Origin of the sequence: Acinetobacter seifertii, from assembly GCF_016064815.1 — a bacterium.
Taxonomy (GTDB): Bacteria; Pseudomonadota; Gammaproteobacteria; order Pseudomonadales; family Moraxellaceae; genus Acinetobacter; species Acinetobacter seifertii.
Genome location: NZ_CP065820.1, coordinates 1634380 through 1657564 on the forward strand (window position 1 = coordinate 1634380; position 23185 = coordinate 1657564).

Here is a 23185-nt window from a genome sequence, read left to right on the forward strand (position 1 = left end):
CACTATGAAATTGGTAATGATTGGTCATGGTATGGTGGGCCACAAATTCATCGAAGCCATTTTAGAAAAAGCAGATGATGAACTGGAAATCACTATTCTCGCGGAAGAACCTCGTATCGCCTATGACCGCGTGCATTTGACAGAATATTTCTCTGGGAAATCGGCAAAAGATTTATCTTTAGCACGTTTTGACTTTGCCGATGCTCATGGCATTGACTTACGTCTTAATACAAAAGCAACTGCAATTGATACGACTGCACAAACTGTAACAACCAATCATGGTGATGTGATTAGTTATGACAAATTGGTACTGGCGACTGGTTCATATGCATTTGTTCCACCAATTCCGGGTAATGACCGTGAAAACTGCTTTGTTTACCGTACGATTGAAGACTTAGACGCGATTCGTGCAGCGAGTCTTAATGCAAAAACAGGTGTCGTGATTGGTGGTGGTTTGCTTGGACTTGAAGCTGCAAAAGCTTTACGTGATTTAGATTTAGAAACACATGTTGTTGAGTTTGCACCACGTTTGATGGCAGTTCAAATTGATGACTTAGGGGGCAAGGTTTTATGCCGTAAAATTGAAGATTTAGGTGTAAAAGTTCATACACAAAAAGCGACTCAGTCTATTGAGTCTGGTGTAAATACCACTCATGTGATGAAGTTTGCCGACGGTAGTGAACTCGAAACTGATGTGATTTTATTCTCTGCGGGGATCCGCCCACGTGATGAGCTCGCACGCAATAGTGATCTGGCGATTGGTGAGCGTGGTGGTATTGTCATTAATGATTATTGCCAAACTTCAGATCAAAACATTTATGCCATTGGTGAATGTGCGCTTTGGCAAAACAAGATTTATGGTTTGGTTGCACCGGGCTATGACATGGCACGTATTGCAGCAAAACACATTTTAGATGAAGAGTGTAATTGCTTCACTGGCGCAGACATGAGCACCAAGTTGAAGTTGATGGGTGTGGACGTTGCTTCTGTAGGTGATGCACATGCCATGACTCCGGGTGCATTAAGCTATTTCTATGCAGATGAACATGCACTGGTTTATAAAAAGATTGTTGTAAATGCAGATAAAACCAAATTGCTGGGCGCAGTTTTGGTGGGCGATGCAAAAGAGTACAACGACCTTTTACAAATGATGTTAAATGGTCTGGCTTTGCCTGAAGTGCCTGAAAGTTTAATCATGCCAGGCTTTGAGCAGTCGGCAGGAAAATCTGGTGGTAGCGGAGTCGATTTACTACCTGACAGTGCAACAATCTGTTCGTGTAATAACGTATCAAAAGCGGACATCTGCCAAGCGATTAGTGATGGTTCGACCTCTTTAGGTGCATTAAAGAAATGCACCAAAGCAGCAACTGCATGCGGTGGTTGTGCACCATTAGTGACTCAAGTTTTAAAGTCAGAGTTACAACGTCAAGGTGTGACGGTAAATAACCACATTTGCGAACACTTTCCGTACTCGCGTCAAGAGTTGCATCACTTGGTTCGTGTCAATGAAATCAAAACTTTTGATGATTTAATTCATCAACATGGCCATGGTTTAGGTTGTGACATCTGTAAACCGACTGCTGCAAATATCTTAGCTTCTTGTTGGAACGATTTCGTACTTGAGCCAAGTCATGCAGGGCTACAAGACAGTAACGACTACTACTTGGGGAATATCCAAAAAGATGGTTCTTACTCAGTTGTACCACGTATGGCTGGTGGTGAAGTCACTCCGGATGGCTTAATTGCGATTGGTCAAATTGCGAAGAAATATAACTTGTACACAAAAATTACTGGTGGTCAACGTGTTGATATGTTTGGTGCTCAAGTTCACGAGCTTCCATTCATTTGGGAAGAGCTGAATGCTGCGGGCTTCGAGTCTGGTCATGCTTACGGCAAATCTTTACGTACAGTGAAATCTTGTGTGGGTAGCACATGGTGTCGTTACGGGGTAGATAACTCGGTTGGTTTAGCGATCGAGCTTGAAAACCGCTACAAAGGTTTGCGTTCACCACATAAATTAAAAATGGCAGTGTCTGGATGTACGCGTGAGTGTGCAGAAGCGCAAGGCAAAGACGTGGGTATTATCGCGACCGAAAAAGGCTGGAACCTTTATGTATGTGGTAACGGTGGTATGAAACCACGTCATGCCGAGTTACTTGCATCTGACCTTGATAAAGCAACACTCATTCGTTATATCGACCGTTTCTATATGTTCTACATCCAAACAGCAGACCGTTTACAACGTACCAGTGTATGGCGCGACAACATGGAAGGCGGCTTAGATTATCTTAAATCTGTGATTGTTGATGATTCTCTTGGTTTGGCTGCCGAGCTTGAGCGCCGTATGGAACACATTATTGGCACATATCAAGACGAATGGCGTACTGCGGTAGAAAATCCTGAAGTTCGTAAACGCTTCCAAACGTATATCAACGCAGGTGCAAATGAGCAGGCTGATCCGCACATTCAATTTACAACTGAACGCGGTCAAATCCGCCCATTAACCGAAGCTGAACGTTCAGAAGACCGTATTCCAATGGTTGAAGCATAAAGGAGAACTTATATGAATATTGTACAAGACAAAAATATGCTTCCTGATGATCAATGGATTGATGTGTGTGCACTCGATGATTTAACCCCAAACACTGGCGCAGGTGCACTAGTGGGTGACCAAGCTGTAGCAATCTTCCGTGTAGGACATGAAAAACGTGTTTACGTGCTGAGTAATAAAGATCCATTTAGCCAAGCGAATGTGATGAGCCGCGGCATTATTGGTGATTTGCAAGGCGAGCGTGTTATTGCATCACCAATCTATAAACAACATTTTAGTTTGGCAACGGGCCGTTGTTTAGAAGATAAAGACCAAAAATTGGCGGTTTACCCGAGCAAAATTGTTGATGGTCGTGTTTGGGTCAATGCGGTGCCGCAAAAAACTTATATTACCAATACAGGTGTGTCTCAAGACAAACTTAAACTGGTATTGATTGGTAATGGTTTAGCAGGAATGCGTTGCCTAGAAGATTTACTTGATATGGCACCAGACCGTTATGAAGTTACGGTGATTGGTGAAGAACCATGGGGTAACTATAACCGTATTATGTTGTCTCCGGTTTTATCGGGTGAAAAAACTATTGAAGATATTATGTTGCATCCACCAAAGTGGTACGACGATAAAGGCATTAAATTTATTGCTGGCGATAAAGCGGTAAAAATTGATCGTCCGCGTAAAGTGGTTTACACCGAAAAAGGCCAGACAGTTGATTATGACCGTTTGATTCTGGCAACAGGCTCGGCACCATTTATTCCACCAGTTCAAGGTGTTGACCTAAAAGGGGTGTTAACTTTCCGCGATATTTATGACGTTAACACCATGATTGAATACTGTGGTTCAAAAACTAATGCAGTCGTGATTGGCGGCGGTTTGCTGGGTTTAGAAGCTGCCTATGGTTTAAAGCAACGTGGTATGAATGTCACGGTATTGCATTTAATGGACCGTATTATGGAACGCCAACTTGATGGGCGTGCGAGTCAATTACTTCGTCATAGTATTGAGCAAAAAGGCATTCAAATCATTACCGAAGCCAATACCGAAGCGTTAATCGGTGATGAAAATGGTCATGTCAAACAAATCCGTTTGAAAGATGGCACAGTGTTGGATGCGGACCTTGTGGTATTTGCTGTAGGTATCCGTCCGAATATTGTTTTAGCCCAAAGTGCTGGTCTACGTTGTAATCGTGGTGTGTTGGTGAATGACACCATGCAAACATTTGATCCAAGTATTTATGCCGTGGGTGAGTGTATCGAACACCGTGGTCAAACTTTTGGTTTGGTTGAACCACTGTGGGGGCAAGCTTTTATTTGCGCGACCCATTTGGCTGAACACGGCAGCTTAACTTTTAAAGCACCGACCGTACCGACTCAGTTAAAAGTCAGCGGTGTCGATGTGTTCTCTGCGGGCAATTTTGAGCCGAAAGATGATTATGAAGACATTATCCTGAACGATGAAAAACGCCAGATTTATAAGCGTATTATCATTCAAAGCGATCGGGTAATCGGTGCAGTACTGTTCGGTGATACTGAAGATGGCATGTGGTATGCAGAGTTAATTGCAGACCAAACACCTGTTTCTTCATTCAGAAATAAGCTGCTATTTGGTCGAGATTTTGCATTAAAAAATGCAGGCTAAATAGGGGAAAGGAGCAGTTATGAACAGTATTCCAAGTGTTGAAATCGATAGCTCCGATCATGTTGCAAAAACAATCAAAACAACATGTCCATATTGTGGGGTGGGTTGCGGTGTTAGTGTAAACGTTCAACAAAAACCTCAAGGACCTGTGGTGCAAGTTGAGGGGGATGCTGAGCATCCTTCCAACTTTGGGCGCTTATGTATTAAAGGTAGCCGACTTGCGGATACTTTGGGGTTAGAAACACGTGTTTTACAACCAATGATGGGACGAAAAGCTGATCGGGAGGTAACGACATGGGATGCAGCAATCAATAAAATTGCCGATAAATTCCAGTCTTGTATCGACAAATATGGTCGTGACAGCATTGCATTTTATGTTTCAGGTCAGCTTTTGACTGAAGATTATTATGTGGTGAACAAGTTTGTAAAAGGCTATTTGGGCACTGCAAATATCGACACCAACTCACGGCTTTGTATGTCATCTGCGGTGGCAGGTCATAAACGTAGCTTTGGTGAAGACCTTGTCCCTGCAAGTTATGAAGATTTTGAACATGCCGACATGGTGGTTTTGGTTGGTTCCAATACCGCATGGTGCCATCCTGTACTGTATCAACGGATTATGCAGGCTAAAAGCCACAATACGGATATGTTTGTTGTGGTGATTGACCCACGTTTTACCAGTACTTGTGAACAAGCGGATTTACATTTACCGATTTTACCGGGCCAAGATGTCGCATTGTTCAATGGCTTATTCCAATATCTATATCAAAATGGTCATGCCGATCAGGCTTTTGTTGATGCCTATACCGAAGGTTTGCAAGAGGTTTTGGCAAGCAGCGAGCCAGAAGCTAATATGGAATATGTGACAAAGCGTACAGGAATTGCACTCGATAAGATGCAACAGTTCTTTGAGAAATTTGCGCAGACTGAAAAGGTAATCACGCTATTTTCAATGGGTGTGAATCAATCAAGTCAGGGCGTGAATAAAGCCAACAGCATTATTAACTGTCACTTACTAACAGGCAAAATTGGAAAGCTCGGCGCTGCACCATTTTCAATGACAGGCCAGCCCAATGCTATGGGTGGCCGAGAAGTGGGTGGCTTAGCTAATATGCTGGCTGCCCATATGGATTTGGATAATCCCTTGCACCAAAAAGTAGTGCAAATCTTTTGGGACAGCCCATTTATTGCAACTCAAGCTGGCTTAAAAGCAGTTGATTTATTCCGTGCTGTTGAAGCTGGAAAAATTAAAGCCATCTGGATTATGGCAACCAATCCAGTGGTGAGTTTACCAGATGCCGATCAGGTGAAACGTGCTTTAGAAAAATGCGAATTGGTCGTTGTGTCAGATATCTGTGCCGATACGGATACTACGGCTTACGCCGATATTTTGCTTCCAGCTTTAGGTTGGGGTGAAAAAGACGGAACCGTTACTAACTCTGAGCGTCGTATTTCACGTCAACGTGCTTTTTTACCTGCGCCGGGTGAAGCAAAAGCAGATTGGTGGTCAGTGAGCCAAGTTGCGAAAAAATTAGGCTTTAAAGGTTTTGACTTTACGAGTGCTGTTGATATTTTCAATGAACATGCGGCTTTGTCAGCACAAGATAATGCGGACATTAAAACACGTGAACAAATTGATACGTTTCGTTATTTCAACTTAAAAGGTTTAATGAACCTAAGTGCTGCTGAGTACGATGTTCTGCAACCAGTGCAATGGCCAGTCTGGAGTAAAAATCAAGACGCTAAAGCTGTTCAACAACTGTTTGGCAAGGGCCAGTTTAGTCACAAAAATACTAAGGCAAAACTAATTCCGACTGTTGCAATTAATCCGGTACATGCAATTTCAGAAGATTATCCGCTCATTTTGAACACTGGGCGTATTCGCGATCAATGGCATACCATGACCCGTACTGGTTTGTCGCCAAATTTAACCAGTCACCGTGCTGAACCATTCTGTGAGATTCATCCAAGTGATGCATTGAAGTTTGGTGTACGTGATCAAGGTTTGGTAGAAATTCGGTCGAAATGGGGCAGTTGTGTACTACGCGTGACCTTCTCATCTGGTGTCCGTCGTGGGCAAATTTTTGCACCGATTCACTGGACTGAGCAGGTCGCATCCGATGCCCGTATTGGTAAAGTCGTTAATCCAGAAGTTGATGCAATTTCAGGTGAGCCCGAGTTCAAACATACGCCTGTAACTATTCAACCGTTCTATACCACTTGGCAAGGTGTGCTCTATATTCGTGAAGGATACGATTCGCATATTCAAGAATCGCTGCATCACTGTGCATGGTGGACCAAAGTCAAAATGGTGAAAACCAGCCGCTATGAACTTGCAGACCGCCAAACTTTTCATGATACTCAAAAGAATCTGAAAAGCTTTTTGCCATTTGCCGATGAAACCTTTGAATGGTTAAGCATAGAAGATATTTCTTCACAACTGAGCCATAATATTATTATGAAAGATGGCATTGTAATTGCAAGTCTATATATTGCACCGCCAGATTTATTGCCAGACCGTGACTGGGTAGCAAGTCTGTTTAAACGAGAACGTTTGAGCGCCTTGCACCGTAAAGCTTTACTAGCAGGTATGCCAATGTCGGCTACCAATAATGATGGGCCTTTAGTGTGTAGTTGTTTTAAAGTAGGTAAGAATAAAATTATCGATGTGATAAAAACACAAAACATTACCCATGAAAAACAGGTCACTGCATGTTTAAAAGCAGGTGGGAACTGTGGTTCATGTTTACCTGAAATTCGTGGCTTGATTAAAGCTTGCCAACAAGAGGTGGAAGTGTGAATAAGGGATATCCCGTAACTGATTTGGTCATTCTCGCGGGTGGACAAGCCCGCCGTATGAATGGTTTAAATAAGCTGTTGCAACAATTCGATGGCGATACGCAACTACTCAAAATTCATCAAAAACTAAAATCTTCGGTATCTGAAATTTGGGTAAATAGTCATCGTGATTATTCAATCTATCAAAGTATTGTGCCCGATATTAAATGTTTTCAAGATGATGCTTCCGGTTTTTTTGGTCCGCTTATGGGAATGAAAAGTGCATGGTCACATGTAAAAGCAGATTATGTTTTGTTTATTCCTTGTGATGTGACGTATATACCTACGCAAGTCCTTGCGAAATTACACAGCGCACTTCGCAAAAATAAACAGGCTCAGGCAGCTTACGTTTCAATTAATGGAGATGCTTTATACCCATTTTGTTTGTTAAAACGTGAAAGTCTAGAGGTTTTAGAGCAGCAAATTGGCAAGCAACAATTGAGTTTAAAAAGTTGCTTCAAACTTTTACACGCACAAGTCGCTATTTTTCAAAAGCAAAACTTATTTTTCCATAGCATTAATTCTTTAGATGAACTTCAACAATACAAACAAATTAAAGCATTTAAAGAGATTTTTTCGACAAATTAGAACTTCAATCATATCGATTTAAAATTTACATTGATAATCTGAAATCATTTTTTAAATTTTGAGTTATTGACTGTTTAGAATTTAAGTTCTATTTTGGAACTAGTTGTTTTCATTCTAGCCAGATGTATAAAAATAAACGGAGCCAGAAAAATGATGGACGCAGCTCAGCAAAGTAAAACAGATGTGACCGCATGTATTTTATGTTCAAGAAACTGCGGTTTGAGCGTAGAAATTAAAGATAACCAATTTGTCAAAATTAAAGGTAATCCTGAGCACCCATTTTCTCAAGGTTACATTTGCCAAAAAGCGGCAAGATTACAGCATTACCAGAAACATGCAGACCGTTTAACCGCACCTTTAAAACGCCAACCAGATGGTTCATTTAAAGAAATTAGTTGGGATGTGGCGATACAAGAAATTGCTGATCGATTAGTGCAGATTAGAGATAAATTTGGCGGTACTGCTTTTGCTTCGGTTGGGGGCGGTGGACAGGGTAATCACCTCGGTGCAGCTTATGGTCGACAACTTTTATTGGCTATGAAAAGTTATTATGCATATAACTCACTTGCCCAAGAAAAAACAGGTGATTTCTGGCTCAATGGCCGCTTATTCGGTAGTCAGGCTTGCCATACGACAGAAGATGTTGAACATGCAGATTACGTACTTTTTATTGGAACAAATCCGTTTCAAGCACACGGTATTCCTAACGCACGAGACACACTAAAACATATTAAAAAAGATCCGAACCGAACTATGGTGGTGTTCGACCCGCGTGTTACCGAAACAGCAAAACAAGCAGATATTCACGTACAGCTAAAACCGGGAACAGATGCTTTTTTAATGTCGGCCATGATTGCGATCATTATTAAAGAAAAGCTTTATGATGCAGCGTTTATTGAGCAGCACACACATGGGTTTGAAGACGTAAAAGCTGCATTTAACCATGTTCCGATTGAAGACTATATTGCTAAAGCTGATGTACCTGTCGATTTGATTTATCAGATTGTTCGAGATTTTGCCAAGGCAAAAAGAGGCTGTGTACGTATCGATTTAGGTATTCAACATACTTTGAATACAACATTAAATGGTTATTTAGAAAAACTTTTATACTTGCTGACAGGGAACTTTGGAAAACAGGGTACCAATAATTTGCATACCATGTTTATTCCAATTTTGACCGATACAGATGAAAGAAATCCAAAATATCGACGTAGCGTTTATCATAAAATGTTCCCGATTTCAGGGTTTTTCCCGCCTAATATTTTACCCGATGAAATCCTAAAAGCAGGGGAAAAACAAATTCGTGCGGTGTTTGTAGATAGTTGTAATCCACTATTAACTTACCCTGATACACCTGCCTATGAGGAAGCATTTAAAGCCTTAGATTTATTGGTTGTAATCGATGTTGCGATGACAGAAACCGCGAGACTCGCCAACTATATTTTGCCTGCTCATACTCAGTTTGAAAAATGGGAATTTACCGGTTTTAACTTGGAATTTCCTAAGAATGGTTTTCACCTGCGTCATCCCATATTGGCTGCTCAAGCAAATACTTTACCGGAAGCCGAAATTTATACACGATTACTTGAAGCAATGCAGGTGATTCCAAAACGCTTTCCAATTCTAGAAAAAATAGCTGCGGTCGACTCGAAAAAAACAGCCTACTTACCCTACTTGTCTGCGCTAGGACTTACCTTGGCACGCCATAAAAAATATATCCCTTTTGCTGCCTCTATCATTTATCGAACTCTTGGCAAACGACTTGGCAATTCTGCAGATTCAGTTGCTTTTTTATTGCCGCTATCTATTCAATATGCTGTTTTACATACCAAAGCGGTACGCCGTGCAGGTTATAAAGGTAATCCTTTAACTTTAGGCGTTCGGTTATTTGAACAAATTTTAAAGCAACGTTCAGGTGTGGTTTTATCGCAACATGAATATGACGAAGTCTGGAAACTGATGGCTTATAAAGATAAGAAAATACGTCTTGCAATTCCCGAGATGTTAAGTGAACTCGCAAGCTTGAGAAGCCATAACGTTAATATTGAAGAGTTTCCTTTCATCCTTTTGTCAGGTGAACGCCGTAGCTACAACGCCAACCAAATTTATCGTGACCCTGCTTGGCGAAAAGTAGATGCAGAAGGTGCACTACGTATTCATCCCGAAGATGCAAGGCACTTAAATGTAGATACAGGAGAGCAGCTTAAATGTATCTCACAGCATGGAGAAATTCAGGTAGCTATTGAGTTAGATGATGGGATGAGAAGAGGTGTTGTGTCACTGCCACATGGCTACGGTATGCGCTTTCAAAATGGAGAACCGATTGGGCCACAATTAAACTTACTTATTTCTGCTGAACATTGTGATCCATTGTCGAAAACGCCGTACCATAAATATGTACCCATCCGTCTAGAAAAGTGTTAGAAATAGAATCAAGTAAAACATAGATTTTACCGTGCTAACTTGAGATTTATTTTTTAATTGTTCTTAGGGTAGTGCGGTGAAAAGTCTATAAAAAATTTAAATATTATGGAAAATAAGTAGAGCTGGAACAAATTTTGCTATTAAAAATCAAAGCACTATTAAGATGCAATTTTTTGTATTTGATTGTTCATAATCGGTGCTCGCAAGATTTGAAATGTTCTCGATATGAGTGCAAATGATGAAACAATATCACTCTGAAAATGTGCCAAGCCTTCTACAAGATCAATATGGGCGTATCAAGCGTAAGTTGCGAATTTCTGTAACTGATCGCTGTAATTTTAAGTGTGTATATTGCATGCCTGAGCATCCAGAATGGTTAAATAAACAGGACTTGCTTAGTTTTGAAGCGCTCTTTCAATTTTGTCATTTTATGGTGCAGCAAGGTATCGAGAGTATTCGCATTACGGGTGGTGAACCATTAATGCGTCAAGGCATTGTTCATTTTGTTCGTGATTTGCAGGCCTTAAAAGCATTAGGTTTAAAACGTATATCGATGACTACAAATGGTCATTACCTTGCTAAATATGCTAAACAACTAAAAGACGCTGGATTAGATGATTTAAACATTAGTTTAGATAGTCTTGATTCAATTCAATTTAAAGAGCTTACTAAGAAAAAGTTAGAACCAGTTCTTGAGGGTATTCAAGCTGCTAAAGATGCAGGACTACCTTTTAAAATTAACTGCGTATTAATGAAAGATAAAAATGATGATCAAATCTTACCTATGGTGAAATGGTCAATTGCTAATCATATTCCTTTACGTTTTATCGAGTTTATGCCGCTTGATGGTGATGCACTTTGGTCAAATAAAGATGTGGTAAGTGAGGCTGAAATTTTACAGGTATTGCAACTGTATTATTCGGTACAAGTCATCGAGCAGCAACATGAGCCAGCGCGTCAATATCTAATTAACGGTAGCTACCATTTAGGAATTATTTCCACAATTACGCATTCATTTTGTCATCAGTGTGACCGCATACGAATTACAGCAAAAGGCGAACTATATAACTGTTTGTTTGCACCGCAAGGCTTAAATATTAAGCCTCAGCTTGAAGCATTGGTAAGTAAACAACATACGCCAGAATATGATATGACGGTCCAAAATTTAAATCATTTGGTTCATCCTTATATCTGGCACAAAGCCAAAGGTTTCCATGCCTTACAACACCAACAAACCCGTAAAATCAGCATGCATATGCTTGGGGGATAAATGCAACAATCTATTCAAATTAAAGTCGAAGCATTTGGTGCAATCGAAAAATTGCTACCTCAAAATCTTTCGCTAGTTTGTCCTAACCATAGTTTGGTTAAAGATGTATTAGATGAAATTGTTTTATTGCATCCGGAATCTACAAAAGCCATGGAAAAATGTGCATGTGCGATTGGTGACAATGTCATCACCAGACAAACTGTCTTAAGTGAGCCATGCACTTTGGTTTTATTATCACCCGTTGCTGGAGGATGAATCATGAAAGAGTTCGCAAGAATACAAGAGCAGGCTTTAAGCTTAGATACTTTTGATCCGATTCAATCTTTTCCAGAATGCGGTGGTATCGATATTTTTATGGGTACGGTTCGTAATCACCACGAAGGTAAAGCGGTAAAGGCGCTGAAATATACATCGTATAAACCGCTTGCAGAAAAAATGATACGTGAAATTGAACTAGAAATTGAGAAAAAGTATCAGGTATCTTATGTGCGAGTGGTTCATCGGATTGGATATCTAGATGTCGGTGAAACAGCCATTATTGCGATTGCGTATGCAGCCCATCGCCGTGAAGCTTTTCAAGCATGTGAGGAAGCAGTCGAACGGGTAAAACATGAAGTACCTGTCTTTAAAGAAGAGTTCTTTACAGATGGTACAAGTTATTATGTAGAGGGCTGTTGTATTCGTAAGGATGCACCACACGAACATAGACATCACCATCATGCCGGCCATGAACACTCACACTGAAATATGTAATACTAGGATAAATAATGAAAAACGTTGGAATGAAGCCGGAAAGTTATCGAGTTGCCGAAGCACAAGCGATTTTATATGCACCACCGCACTGTATTGAACTATTAAGACAAGGAAACACGGAAAAAGGTGATGCATTAAAAACAGCGCGTGTTGCAGGAATTTTGGCAGCCAAACGAACTGATGAGCTGATTCCATTATGTCATCCGCTACCGATTTATCGGGCAGATGTTGAATATGAATTAGAACATGACTTTGTAAAAATTATTGCTGTTGTTGAAACTATTGGTCCAACTGGCGTAGAAATGGAAGCTTTAACGGCGGCAAGCCTTGCAGGCTTAACTATCTATGACATGTTAAAGCCTCATTGTGAACCAGAAGAACTCTGGATGGATCAATGTAAACTACTGAAGAAAAAAGGCGGAAAATCCCATTTTAAACGGGTATTGCGTCAACCTGTTTCGGCTGCGGTTATTGTGTTATCCGATACCGTCGCAGCGGGCAGAAAGCCGGATACTGCCGGAAAATCTGTGGTTGAAACGTTAACTGAAGCAGGATTTGATCCGATTCACTACCAGATTTTGCCAGATGAAGCGGATACTTTAAAAAACTTAGTGCTTGATTTGAGCAAATCATATGCTTGCATTATGACTGTTGGTGGTACAGGAATTGGCAAGCGTGATATTACAGTTGATACGCTAGAGCCTCTTTTAGAACGTAAATTAGATGGCTTAATGGAGGCCGCACGTTCATTTGGACAAAAGCGTACACCATATGCTGCCATGTCGCGCGGAGTAGCAGGGTTTATTGACCGTTCTCTAGTGGTGACGTTACCAGGAAGCCGTGGTGGAGCAAGCGAATCAATGGCAGCTATTTTACCTGCCTTAGTCCATATTTTTGATGTTTGCCGTGATTTACCGCATCCGGGAGGCTATGAATAATGTCAGGTTGTGGTGCTGAGCGTGGATTAATCAGTATAGATGAAGCGCTAGATTTAGTTATTAATAAGCCTAAAAACTTAAACTCTATTCAAAAGACTCTAACAAATAGCCTAAGTAGTTATCTTGCAAAAGAGATTTACTCTGAAATTAATCTACCAAGCTTTTCTCAAAGTGCAGTAGACGGTTATGCACTTTGTAGCCATGCAGAAGACTTAAATAATCAAAACTTCCAAGTCACAGGTGAGATTCGTGCCGGAAGTGAGAGTCACGACATACTCGGTGAAGGTCAGGCAATTCGTATATTTACGGGCGGCAAAATTCCTGAAGGGACAACGCATGTAGCACGGCAAGAAATCGTATCGGTTATTTCGGCTCAAGAAATTTGTTTAAGGGAGCATATACGTCCTCAAGCTGATATCCGCTTTACTGGTGAAGAAATCCAGCAGGGGCAGTTGCTTGCTCAAGTAGGACAGTTTCTAAATATTGGAAGCTTGGCTGCTTTAAGTATGGCGGGAGTGCAAGAGCTTACGGTTTATCGTAGACCAAAAGTTGCAGTACTAGTCACAGGTGATGAAGTTGCTCAAACGGCAGATGATTTAATTGATGGAAAAGTCTTTGACGCAAATGGGCCTTTATTAAAAGCTTGGTTTGAAGATTATGGTCTAGATATCGAACTCATTCATGTGGCAGATGAAGCAGAGCAGGTCACCCATTACTTTAACCAGTTAAAAGATAGTCATGATGTCATCATAACAACAGGCGGAGTTTCGGTAGGAGACTACGACTTTGTTCGACCATGCGCTTTCGAAGTTGGGTTTGAACAAATATTTTGGAAAGTTAAACAAAAACCGGGTAAACCTTTATTCTTTGCCGAATACCATAATTCACAAGCTAGCCATTCTTGCTATTTGCTAGGTTTACCGGGCAATCCGGCTGCGGTATATGTAGCAATGCAAGTTTACGGCAAATCTTTGCTTGATGCATTGCAGGGTAATAGACAGGGACCAGAATGGTTTACTGCAATTTTAGAGCATGATTTAAAAGAAGATGCACGTGAGCGTTTTTTGCGAATGTATGCTTATTTTGATGCAGGACAACTTAGAGTAAAAAGTTTGGCTAAGCAGCAGTCTCATATGCTGAGTAACCTTATGCAAGCCAATTGTTTAGTCCGTATTCCTGCGAGTACAAAACTAGAGTCAGGTACATTATTAAAAGGAATATTTATTTCAAATTAGCCTATAAATAAGCTGAATATGATTAATTTATGCTTATAAGTTAATCTATTTTATAAGTATTTCTATTCATGGTTATTTAAAAAATAAGCGTCATAAGTACATTAAAAACTTATTTTTAAGCTGAATATTGCATATAACATATTAAGTGGTTTAGGGTATAAATAATAAGGCAAGTAGGCCAGTTCTATATTGAGGTAAGCATAAAGATGAAATGGGATGACATCGGTGATCAACCTTGTTCTGTTGCCCGTATGCTATCAGTAATTGGTGATCGATGGACGATGCTAATATTACGTAATGCTTTTATGGGAATTCGCCGTTTTGATGATTTTCAAAAATCGCTAGGTGTCACTCGTCATGTCCTATCGGATCGTTTAAAGCGTTTGGTTGAATACGAAATTTTAGTCAAAGCTCCTTATTTTGATCGTCAGGAACGCTTTGAATATCGTCTCACCGATAAAGGATTTGAGCTTTATCCAATTATACTATCTATGGCGAACTGGGCAGATAAATGGATGGATCAAGGTTTAGGTAAACCTTTGGAATATCGTCATAAAGCTTGTGGTCATAAATTTGAACCAATCATGGTATGTTCGGTCTGCCGTGAACCTTTACATGCAAAACAAGTTCAAGTTACGGCTGGACCGGGCTATTTTGCTTATATAGAACAAAAGCAAAAACAAGCTTAAAGCGTTTTCTTTAAAGACTCTTGCTGAAGTGCCTCTGTAAGAGTCTGATAAATATAATCATGATTTGATTGGGTAATATTAAAACGAATAAATTGGCCTGCCGATTGTGCTTGGCTAAAGGCATTACCCGGAGCAAGAATTACTTCTCGATTCAGACAAAACTGAGCAATCTTCGCTGCATCTACTCCTTCGGGTAACCGACACCACACAAAAATTCCAGCCTTTGGTTCAATCCATGGTTCTATTCCAATCGATTTAAGTTTCGCTATTGTTTCCTGCATGGCTTGAGCTAAACGAACTTTTAACACATCTAGATGCTTACGGTATGAACCATCAGTTAAAGCTGTATGTAATATTTTGGCTGAGAGCCCATTGTGAGAAAAGCTGGTAGCAATTTTTAAATCGGTAATTTGATCAATCCATTCTGGTTTAGCAATAATGTAGCCGCAGCGAATAGAGGCAGAGAGTGTTTTAGAGAAACTTCCAATAAAAATCACGCGTGAAAGGTTGTCTAGGGCCGCAAGTCGTGGCGCTGAAGTATGTTCAAAATCTGAAAATATATCGTCTTCAATCACAATCAAATTAGACTGCTCAATCAGTTTTAATAATTGATGAGCGATCGAAAGTGAGAGTGTTGCACCAGTTGGGTTGTGTATTCCAGAATTTGTAATGTAGAGCCGTGGATTATGGGTCTCAATCGCTTCTTTAAATGTTTCTAAATCTGGTCCGCTTGATGTATAAGGAATGCCAATAACTTTAACTTGATGAACTTTAAGTAAAGCATGAAAGTTAAAGTAACAAGGGTCATCAATCAAAACAACATCATCTGGTTTAAGTAAAAAACGACAAACCAGATCAATTGCTTGAGTACCAGAATCAGTTAAAAGAACTTGGTTCAAGTTTGCTTCTATACCTTTACTTTGCGCTCGCCTAGCGAGTAAATCTCTTAATGCTGGTAGCCCTAAAGGTGACGAATAACCCATTAAGTTATCATCTTCGTTACGTGTAGCAGATCTTAAAGCTTTACGAATACTTTCAAGTGGCATCCAGTCATTTGGTAACCAGCCACAACCAGGTTTAAATGCATCGGGTTTTGCTTCCAAAGACTGACGCGAAATCCATAACGGATCTATAGAACGATCTAATTTAGGGCCTAATTCACTTAAAGCCAAAGGGGCAAGCGGTCCTACGACATAAAAACCGGAGCCACTACGAGATTCAATTTTACCTACGGCAATTAACCGCTCATAAGCTTCAACAATAGTAGAAACAGAAAAACCTAAATCTTTGGATAGTTTACGTACAGAAGGTAAACGGGAGCCTGGCGTTAAAGAACGATTTTTAATTTGCTGTTCAATCTGTGAAATAACAAGCTCGATTTTTGTTTTTGACTGATTCACGTTAACCATCTCTAACTGTACTGCTTATTTATACATAACAGTTTTTTGAAATTGTACTGCTTTGTATCTGGTTTTGATACCATATCACAGCTTAAATTCTTCGTATAGTTGCGGAGAATAATATGCAAAAGTTTATGAATGGTTGGGTAAATGGTTTTATTGGGGTTGCGATTTTTGCAGGCTCATTACCAGCCACCCGTGTTGCGGTTACCAGTTTTGATCCTGGTTTTCTCACGGCGGCAAGAGCAGCCATTGCGGGTATTTTAGGTTTAATTCTTATCTTTTTGCTTAAAGAAAAAAGACCGGCTAAACAATATTGGGGGTCACTTGCTATAGTTGCTTTAGGTGTTGTGGTGGGTTTTCCCTTATTTACGGCACTTGCTTTGCAATATATGAATGCAGCACATTCAATTGTTTTTGTGAGTCTTCTACCTCTCGCTACTGCCATATTCGCAGTAGTGAGAGGTGGAGAAAAACCAAATTTATTTTTTTGGATATTTGCAATTTTAGGCAGCCTGATTGTTTTTACCTACATGTTTTTTTTATCGGGTGAAGCTTCTTTTAGCATCGGCGATTTATACATGCTTATTGCAATTATTCTATGTGGATTTGGCTATGCAGAAGGCGGAGTACTTTCGAAAAAAATAGGTGGATGGCAGGTGATTTGTTGGGCACTTATTTTAGCTTTACCGATTATGTTATTTGCTACTATTTTTTACATGCCTGTTTCTTTCCAAGATGTATCTACATCGGCGATAGCAGGGCTGGTATATGTATCGTTATTTAGTATGCTTATCGGGTTCTTTTTCTGGTACAAAGGGCTTGCACAAGGCGGTATTGCTGCAATTAGCCAGCTACAGCTTTTACAACCTTTAATGGGACTCGCGATTGCCGCACTGTTATTACATGAACATGTAAGTTGGTCGATGTTAATGGTAACGGCAGTAACAATTCTATGTGTCGCTGCCGCTAAAAAGTTCGCATAAAAAAGTTATAAACAATTTGCTGGTTTAGGAATGCCTGCTAAACGACTGAGATGGCGCGCAACTAAACCAGTATTAAATTTTTGCTGTAAAACAGCATTATTGATATCAGGACTGACAGTTTTCATTAAGAATTTAATGAGGGGACGAGTCGCTGGAGAATGCCCAAATTGTTGATAAAATTGGCGAACCGCAGCTAAAACTTCAAAATGCCAATCTGTTAATTCAAGATCGAGAGATTTGGCAAGTTCCTGTGCGACTTCTGGATTCCAAATCGTATAGTCGACTAAATGACCATCTTGATCTAATTCTAAATTCATAAAAATGAGCCTAACAATATTACTTCAAAGAAATGCATCGATTAAATTCTAAAACCAGCTCCGCAAATTGGTCATAGTTTAATACAGTAACCTGAGCTAAGGTTTCTCCATCAATTAAATCTTTTTCATGAGACAAACAAGAAACTGAGCCAAACTGCTGACAAATGCTTATGGAAAGCTGTGCGGTTGAATCGCCCATAAAAACAATTTGATCGTCTTTATGAAAGAGCTTTTCAAGTTCTTCAATAATGCGAGGGGTATGGTGATAAGAAGCTTGCACCAGATAAAGTGTTGATTGCGTCATTAAATTTACACCTTTATCTACCAATATAAGACATGATCGAAAGATTGGATGAGTTCAGTATCTAACTGAACAAACTCTAGCTCCTGCTCACTGTTTTGAACAAAAGGATGCTGTTTATTTTTGGTCTCAACAAGAATGGGACTCAAGTCATAAAACTCAAAGCTATCCACCATGTTTGAAGCAATTTTAAAAGCATGCTGCAACTGGTCAAAGTTATGTTCATTTTGTAAGAGGCTAAGAGCTGCATCTTTCAATAATACTTTGACTGGCGAGCCAAAGGTTGCTAAAACCATAGTAGCGGCGAGGCTTTCATTGACTTGTAGGCTGGTTAGATTGGCTTGGGTCAAAATAACGAGTACAGTTTTCACACAATATACCTTTTAAAAGCAACAATCTAAGTTAACAAAGTAACTTAGAATTGAAGAAGACGAGAGGCTGACTGTACTGCATCAGCAAGTTCACCTAGTCCAACTAACTCAAAGTTGTCTGCTAGGTTGTGATGACTAAGTTGATGGCGACTCGCATTTTCTGCATCGGTAATACCACGTGCAAGGGCGGCGCTGACACAGACAGGAAGTCGGATCGAGAGCTTTTGCCATTCATGCGTTAAATTACGCTGGTCGTCAGGAACCCACTGAAAATCATTCGCAACTTGAACGCCATCTTGGTAAAAGAATACACGAAAGTCTTCATTTTTACTTTTGAGTGCCTGAGCAAGGCCAAGTGCATGCCAAGCATGGATTGAAGTAGGAGCAGAGGTTATTAGTAGTAATGTACTCATTGAGAATTCACTATGGTCATACGTCTAAATGGGCGTAGATACATTAAGAGAAAGGTAAGTATACAATGATTTTAGTGACAGGTGGTTTAGGCTTTATCGGTTCACATATTGCATTGAGTCTGTTGGCTCAAGGCCAAGAAGTGGTTATTGTCGATAATTTGGCTAACTCGACCTTGCAAACGCTTGAGCGGTTAGAATACATCTCTGGTATGTACGTTCCGTTTGTTAAACTTGATGTACGTAATACACCTGCATTGAATAAGGTATTTGAACAATACTCAATTGATGCAGTCATTCACACCGCTGGTTTTAAATCCATTGAAGAATCTAACTTAAAACCGCTCGAATATTATAACGATAATGTCAGTTGCATCATGAGTCTATTACGTGCGATGCAACGTACAGGAGTCCGTCATTTTATCCATTTATCTAGCTTGGCAGTCTATGGAAAATCTGATTTAGAACTGAGTGAAACACAAGATTTCAACTACGCTTATCCAAATCCATATATCAAATCTCAACAGATGATTGAAGAAATCATCCGTGATACCTATAAAATTGATCATGAATGGAAAATTGCGATCTTACGCCTATCAAATATTGTAGGTGCTTTTGAGCATGGTGTATTAGGTGAGTATGTTGCGCAGCTTCCTAAAAATATTGTACCGCTTGCATTGCAAGTAGCAGCCATGCAGCGTGATTTAATTGAATTACAAGACCAAGTGTCTACCGAAGACCATACTGTAGAGCGTAGTTTTCTACATGTCTTAGATGTATGCGAAGCTGTAAGTGCAACTCTACTATGGCTACGTGATCAAACCCATTGCTGTGAAGCATTTAATATTGCACATGACCAAGTACATTCAATTCGTCAGTTATTAGATGAAATTTCACAAGTGACCCAAGCTGAAATTCCGACACAATCGGCAATTTATAAGCATGAAGAATTGGCTCAACTTGGTGCAAATGTAGGAAAAGCAAAAACTTTATTACAATGGAATCCGAAACGAACTTTAAAGCAAATGATTGAAGATGAATGGAGATTCTATCAAAACACATTAAATGGAAGATGAGATAATGATTCTTATTTACAATAATGGAATGCTTGAGTACGATACTAAAATTAACTAGCCAAAGCAAAAATTGCTTCAGCCCGTGAGTTCTTTAACCAGATAACCGAGGTTTCTATGCAAACACGAATTGAACATGACACTATGGGTGAGATTGAAGTTCCAAATGAAGCGCTATGGGGAGCACAAACCCAACGTAGCTTACAGAACTTCAAAATCGGGCAGGAGCGTTTACCCCGTGCCATGATTCGAGCGATGGGATTGGTAAAAAAAGCAGCAGCAATAACCAATGCAGAGTTAGGACAGTTACCACAAGATTTAAGTCAATATATTGTGGGCGCTGCCGAAGAAGTGATTGCAGGAAAATGGGACTCACAGTTCCCACTCGTAGTTTGGCAAACAGGTTCTGGTACACAAAGCAACATGAACTGTAATGAAGTGATTGCCAATATTGCCAACCAAAAATTAGGCGAAGCATTGGGCGCACAAAAACCAGTACATCCAAATGATCATGTCAATCGTGCACAATCTACCAATGACTCATTTCCAACAGCTATTCACGTAGCCGCAAGTTTGCAAATTAATGAATTGCTGATTCCAGCTGTAGAGCAGCTTAAAGCGACTTTGCAGAAGAAGTCCGATGAGTTTCACGATATTGTTAAAATTGGCCGTACTCATCTGCAAGATGCCACACCATTAACCTTAGGCCAAGAATTTAGTGGTTATGTTTCTCAACTTGAGCACGGTCTAGTACGCCTACAACAAGCTTTAACTGGTTTGTATGAGTTGCCATTGGGCGGCACAGCAGTAGGAACAGGGTTAAATGCTCATCCTGACTATGCTGTTAAGGCAGCAACTCAGCTTGCAGCTTTAACGGGTTTGCCATTTGTTTCTGCTCCTAATAAATTTGAAGCACTTGCAGGGCGTGATGCCGCTGTTTTTGCATCAGGCGCATTAAAAACTTTAGCAGTAAGCTTAAATAAGATTGCTAATGATATTCGTTGGTTAGCAAGTGGCCCACGCTGTGGTTTTGGGGAAATTCGCATTCCTGAAAATGAACCAGGCTCAAGTATTATGCCAGGTAAAGTGAACCCAACTCAAAGTGAAGCAATGACCATGGTGGTTGCACAAGTGCTTGGTAACGATACCACTATTAATATCGCTGGTGCTTCGGGTAACTTCGAATTAAACGTATTTATGCCAGTGATTGCTTATAATTTATTGCAATCTATTCAGCTTCTTGGCGATGCATGTAATAGTTTTAATGATCACTGTGCGGTTGGGATTGAACCTAATCGCGATAAAATTGACCACTTCTTGCATAACTCTCTCATGTTAGTTACTGCATTAAATCCAGTTATTGGTTATGAAAACTCTGCAAAAGTAGCGAAAACTGCTTATAAAGAGAATAAGACTTTAAAACAAGTGGCTGTTGAGCTTGGCTTAGTAACAGCAGAACAGTTTGACGAGGTCGTTAAACCTGAAAAAATGGTTTCGCCAAATAGTAAATAAGCAGTCTATATAGCCATCAGTAGTGCCATTTTGTACTGAATGTACAGATAAACTACTGATGGCTATTATATGTACGCATTAAATCTATAGCTTTTGATATGTGCTCTAACTTATTAGGTTGAGAATAAAAGCTACATCAGTAGATCTTCTATATATTCCCAACCATTTACTTTCATTTCTTCAAATTTTCTTTTTAGTTCTTCTTTCGTGTATTCATGAGCATCTTTTGCTAAAAGAACATGATAAGAATTAGAGGCTGGATCTATAGTGACCTCTGTAATTTCTATCGGTTCAATCACACCATTTTCGGTCAAACCAAGATCGGTAAAGCACATTCCTTTTACTGGAATAACGCTGCATTCATATTCTTTTGAAATAAAATAGTGATTTGAATAAGTTGAATAGGTACGTGAAGCTCGAATCTTCATTGATCTCTCCTTTATTTGTAGGGAAGACCTCAATAGTTTGGTGTCTTTTAACAATTAAAACTGTTTAATTTTTATTGTTTATTTACTATGAATCTTTGTTTTTTATAATTTTTAACCTTCTATCTCAAAATTTCTTATAGAAGCCTTCCATTAATTAAATGAAGGCTTCAGAATATATAAAAGCTTATTTTAAAATTTTGTAAACTTTCTCTTTGTATTCGTCATTGGAAATGACCCCTTTATCGTATTGCTGTTTTAATGATCTATATTGTTGAATACGAATATCTCTTTTGAGACCTATATCATCATGATTTCTAATGTAGTAGAGACTTCGGTCATGATCACTCATATTCACAGTTGGATCTGGAGAGTGAGAGTATGTATTTTGTGGTTTCTCATCTTGGTATTGTTTTGCAATTTCAAAAAAATCTACTGCTTTCTTGTTCGAATCGGAACGAAAAGGATTGTGTTGTGATTCGTTAAACTTATGATTTGAATTGTTTATCTCAAGCATACTTCTATGGCGATTCGATTTTTGGTCATAAAACTCTTGTTCAGTTGGGAAGGTAATCGTTTCAGAAAATACAGAAGAAGAAAAAGTACCAATACTTAAAAATAATAAAATTAACTGTGATCTATTCATTTCTTTGGGAGCCAGATGAAATTGAGTAAATCACTGTATTGTAACATTAAATCTTAATAAGAGGCTGAGTTGTAGTATATTTAATGAGCACTCACTTTTTGAGCTATTAATTCATATCAGCGCTCTTTACAAAGTTAATTGAATTTAATTGTTCTTATATAGCTTAATCAAACTAACTTAGAGTTGAATAAGCTGTCATAATTGTTAAAATGCCCACCTTATCCTGTTTTTGTATTGTTTTTAATTTGCATTTATTTTGCGATATAGAAATTAAACACATAATAAACAGTTGCTTAGCTAAGGATTTTTGAATGCTCTCGATTTATTTAACAGATACCGAACAACATGTGCAGTTTAATGATTACCCAAGTGATCAGCCTGTTAAATTTCTGTTAAATCTTAAAAAGATTTTTCCAAGTACTGGTGATTTACTGTTACCTGTTTTACCCGAAGATAATAATCTGGAAAACGTAACTTGGGAATCAACGACAAAAGACTATGAAATCTTCAAAAAATTGTTGGCAGGTTGGGGTGTTATTGAGCTTCGTTTAAATGCAATCACAACATATAAAGATAAAAATTTTGCAAATGAGCTCATTAAACAAGCTCAAGCTAAACGTAAAAAAGTAGCACAAAAAAATCATCAACTGTCTTTAGTTTCGTTGGATTATATTTTTATGCACGAAATTCATGCACTAATTGATGCTGAGTTGGTCACAATTGGTGAGAAGTTTTATTTACCAACCTTGCGAGAGCAATGGAAAGGTCTAGTTTCTGACCAAGTGCTTGAAGGAAAGCTCTAATAAATAGCAAAAGGTGAATT

At 39.3% G+C, this 23185-nt stretch carries 22 protein-coding genes; 15 read left to right on the forward strand and 7 right to left on the reverse strand.

Features of this window, described 5'->3' with window-relative positions:
• Positions 1–4: 4 nt before the first annotated feature.
• The 11 genes from nirB to I8T81_RS07730 all read left to right on the forward strand — a co-directional run bounded on the left by nirB (position 5) and on the right by I8T81_RS07730 (position 14921).
• Positions 5–2551, forward strand: coding sequence for a nitrite reductase large subunit NirB (gene nirB, locus I8T81_RS07680; protein ID WP_198072517.1), 2547 nt, complete (start codon positions 5–7; stop codon positions 2549–2551).
• A gap of 12 nt (positions 2552–2563) precedes the next feature.
• Positions 2564–4186, forward strand: a complete 1623-nt coding sequence (gene nirD / locus I8T81_RS07685; protein WP_198072518.1) for a nitrite reductase small subunit NirD — start codon at positions 2564–2566, stop codon at positions 4184–4186.
• Between the two features lie 19 nt (positions 4187–4205).
• Positions 4206–6986 carry a nitrate reductase gene (locus tag I8T81_RS07690; RefSeq protein WP_198072519.1) on the forward strand — a complete coding sequence of 927 codons (2781 nt, stop codon included), beginning with the start codon at positions 4206–4208 and terminating at the stop codon, positions 6984–6986.
• On the forward strand, positions 6983–7612 hold the full coding sequence (gene mobA / locus I8T81_RS07695; RefSeq protein WP_198072520.1) for a molybdenum cofactor guanylyltransferase: 630 nt from the start codon (positions 6983–6985) through the stop codon (positions 7610–7612). Before I8T81_RS07690 ends, mobA begins: the two co-directional genes overlap by 4 nt.
• A 150-nt stretch (positions 7613–7762) precedes the next feature.
• The gene (locus I8T81_RS07700; protein WP_198072521.1) at positions 7763–10036 is read left to right on the forward strand and encodes a molybdopterin-dependent oxidoreductase; all 2274 of its coding nucleotides are present in this window, start codon (positions 7763–7765) and stop codon (positions 10034–10036) included.
• 229 nt (positions 10037–10265) lie between these two features.
• On the forward strand, positions 10266–11306 hold the full coding sequence (gene moaA / locus I8T81_RS07705; protein ID WP_079393548.1) for a GTP 3',8-cyclase MoaA: 1041 nt from the start codon (positions 10266–10268) through the stop codon (positions 11304–11306).
• Complete coding sequence (locus I8T81_RS07710; RefSeq protein ID WP_039252574.1) at positions 11307–11561, forward strand: MoaD/ThiS family protein; 255 nt, start codon at positions 11307–11309, stop codon at positions 11559–11561.
• A gap of 3 nt (positions 11562–11564) precedes the next feature.
• Positions 11565–12050 (forward strand): molybdenum cofactor biosynthesis protein MoaE, encoded by a 486-nt coding sequence (locus I8T81_RS07715; RefSeq protein ID WP_198072522.1) that lies wholly within the window; start codon positions 11565–11567, stop codon positions 12048–12050.
• 23 nt (positions 12051–12073) lie between these two features.
• On the forward strand, positions 12074–12997 hold the full coding sequence (gene moaCB / locus I8T81_RS07720; RefSeq protein ID WP_198072523.1) for a bifunctional molybdenum cofactor biosynthesis protein MoaC/MoaB: 924 nt from the start codon (positions 12074–12076) through the stop codon (positions 12995–12997).
• A complete protein-coding gene (locus tag I8T81_RS07725) occupies positions 12997–14232 on the forward strand; it encodes a molybdopterin molybdotransferase MoeA (protein WP_198072524.1) in 1236 nt (411 codons plus the stop codon). Before moaCB ends, I8T81_RS07725 begins: the two co-directional genes overlap by 1 nt.
• Before the next feature lie 206 nt (positions 14233–14438).
• The gene (locus tag I8T81_RS07730) at positions 14439–14921 is read left to right on the forward strand and encodes a winged helix-turn-helix transcriptional regulator (protein WP_019458721.1); all 483 of its coding nucleotides are present in this window, start codon (positions 14439–14441) and stop codon (positions 14919–14921) included.
• Here I8T81_RS07730 and I8T81_RS07735 read toward each other — a convergent pair.
• The gene (locus tag I8T81_RS07735) at positions 14918–16321 is read right to left on the reverse strand and encodes an aminotransferase-like domain-containing protein (RefSeq protein WP_198072525.1); all 1404 of its coding nucleotides are present in this window, start codon (positions 16319–16321) and stop codon (positions 14918–14920) included. The two genes, I8T81_RS07730 and I8T81_RS07735, sit on opposite strands and share 4 nt — an antisense overlap.
• A 122-nt stretch (positions 16322–16443) precedes the next feature.
• On the opposite strand from I8T81_RS07735, the gene I8T81_RS07740 reads away from it, so the two are divergent.
• Complete coding sequence (locus I8T81_RS07740; RefSeq protein WP_198072526.1) at positions 16444–17307, forward strand: DMT family transporter; 864 nt, start codon at positions 16444–16446, stop codon at positions 17305–17307.
• A gap of 5 nt (positions 17308–17312) precedes the next feature.
• Here I8T81_RS07740 and I8T81_RS07745 read toward each other — a convergent pair whose 3' ends face one another.
• Genes I8T81_RS07745 through tusD form a run of 4 tightly spaced genes read right to left on the reverse strand, consistent with a single transcriptional unit; the run spans position 17313 to position 18709 of the window.
• Positions 17313–17624 (reverse strand): TusE/DsrC/DsvC family sulfur relay protein, encoded by a 312-nt coding sequence (locus tag I8T81_RS07745; protein WP_001047539.1) that lies wholly within the window; start codon positions 17622–17624, stop codon positions 17313–17315.
• 19 nt (positions 17625–17643) lie between these two features.
• Positions 17644–17928 (reverse strand): DsrH like protein, encoded by a 285-nt coding sequence (locus I8T81_RS07750; RefSeq protein ID WP_198072527.1) that lies wholly within the window; start codon positions 17926–17928, stop codon positions 17644–17646.
• Between the two features lie 17 nt (positions 17929–17945).
• Positions 17946–18296 carry a hypothetical protein gene (locus tag I8T81_RS07755; RefSeq protein WP_000859776.1) on the reverse strand — a complete coding sequence of 117 codons (351 nt, stop codon included), beginning with the start codon at positions 18294–18296 and terminating at the stop codon, positions 17946–17948.
• Positions 18297–18340: 44 nt separating this feature from the next.
• Positions 18341–18709, reverse strand: coding sequence for a sulfurtransferase complex subunit TusD (tusD, locus tag I8T81_RS07760; RefSeq protein WP_004701165.1), 369 nt, complete (start codon positions 18707–18709; stop codon positions 18341–18343).
• Positions 18710–18774: 65 nt separating this feature from the next.
• Between tusD and galE the strand changes: the two genes are divergently transcribed.
• Together galE and fumC are read left to right on the forward strand one after the other, a co-directional pair.
• Positions 18775–19782, forward strand: a complete 1008-nt coding sequence (gene galE / locus I8T81_RS07765; RefSeq protein ID WP_019458726.1) for a UDP-glucose 4-epimerase GalE — start codon at positions 18775–18777, stop codon at positions 19780–19782.
• Between the two features lie 114 nt (positions 19783–19896).
• Entirely contained in the window at positions 19897–21291 is a 1395-nt protein-coding gene (gene fumC / locus I8T81_RS07770) for a class II fumarate hydratase (RefSeq protein WP_198072528.1), read from the forward strand.
• Positions 21292–21422: 131 nt separating this feature from the next.
• Here fumC and I8T81_RS07775 read toward each other — a convergent pair whose 3' ends face one another.
• Entirely contained in the window at positions 21423–21719 is a 297-nt protein-coding gene (locus I8T81_RS07775) for a hypothetical protein (protein ID WP_191106224.1), read from the reverse strand.
• A 184-nt stretch (positions 21720–21903) separates the two neighbouring features.
• A complete protein-coding gene (locus tag I8T81_RS07780; protein WP_049064214.1) occupies positions 21904–22362 on the reverse strand; it encodes a hypothetical protein in 459 nt (152 codons plus the stop codon).
• A 311-nt stretch (positions 22363–22673) separates the two neighbouring features.
• Between I8T81_RS07780 and I8T81_RS07785 the strand changes: the two genes are divergently transcribed.
• Entirely contained in the window at positions 22674–23165 is a 492-nt protein-coding gene (locus tag I8T81_RS07785) for a hypothetical protein (protein WP_198072529.1), read from the forward strand.
• Positions 23166–23185: the final 20 nt, after the last annotated feature.